This is a genomic window from Vibrio sp. 10N.222.46.A1 (genome assembly GCF_041473595.1).
Classification (GTDB): domain Bacteria; phylum Pseudomonadota; class Gammaproteobacteria; order Enterobacterales; family Vibrionaceae; genus Vibrio; species Vibrio tasmaniensis_A.
The window spans coordinates 1,011-1,751 of the sequence record NZ_JBFRSN010001630.1 but is presented as its reverse complement, the minus strand read 5'-3'; the positions used below and the strand labels follow the sequence as shown (position 1 = coordinate 1,751).

Here is a 741-nt window from a genome sequence, read left to right as displayed (position 1 = left end):
GACTAAAACGTCCTTCCGATTGGTAACCGCAAGACTGGGCCAACATCGCCACATTCTGCTGTCCGTTTTGCATCAGATAAAGTGCGTGACTCAACCGAACTTCAGCCAACACCTCACGATATTGCATACCTTCCAGTTTGAGCTTTCGGATAAGCGTGGCGCGACTCATCGCAAAGCGCTCTGCTACCGACTCTAACGGATGTTTCTCGTCCGGTGAATGCGAAAGGTAGTGGCTAAGTTTCTGGCTAAACGAAACGTTTGAGCTAATAAACAATCGATGCAACACGCCCTTCTCGGCTAATTGCTGATACAAACCCTGCAACCAAAATTGTTGGGTTTGTTCACTCATGCTCTGACGATCAAACGAAAACAACGCATTGAGAGAATCTTGCAAACCTCGATCTGCCTCCACGGTGGGTAAATCCAGTTCAATTGCTCGATCCTCACTCAGATCGAGCATTGCTTGCGTCGGTTGGAAATGAAAACTGAATACACGCGAAAGGAAACGCCCTTTGTGGGGCATGTTCTCAAAACTCAATGACGCTGATGCCTCACACAACAGCAGCTCAGAATGTGAGAGTTCTGCCGCTGAGTCTTTCCAAAACAGGCGCTTACTGCCTGTAATGATCTGAATAATACTAGGGGATAGAATCCTCACATTACGCAGTTTTTGTAACTGCTCTGCACGAAAGATCGTCACTTGATATTGATTCATCTCATCCCCTTATTTGCTTATTTGCT

1 protein-coding gene is annotated in these 741 nt (G+C 46.4%); it reads right to left on the bottom strand.

The features are described 5' to 3' along the window. Positions 1–715: helix-turn-helix domain-containing protein (locus AB4496_RS28540; RefSeq protein ID WP_372133441.1), on the bottom strand; the 715-nt coding region annotated here is incomplete at its 3' end. Positions 716–741 lie beyond the last annotated feature (26 nt).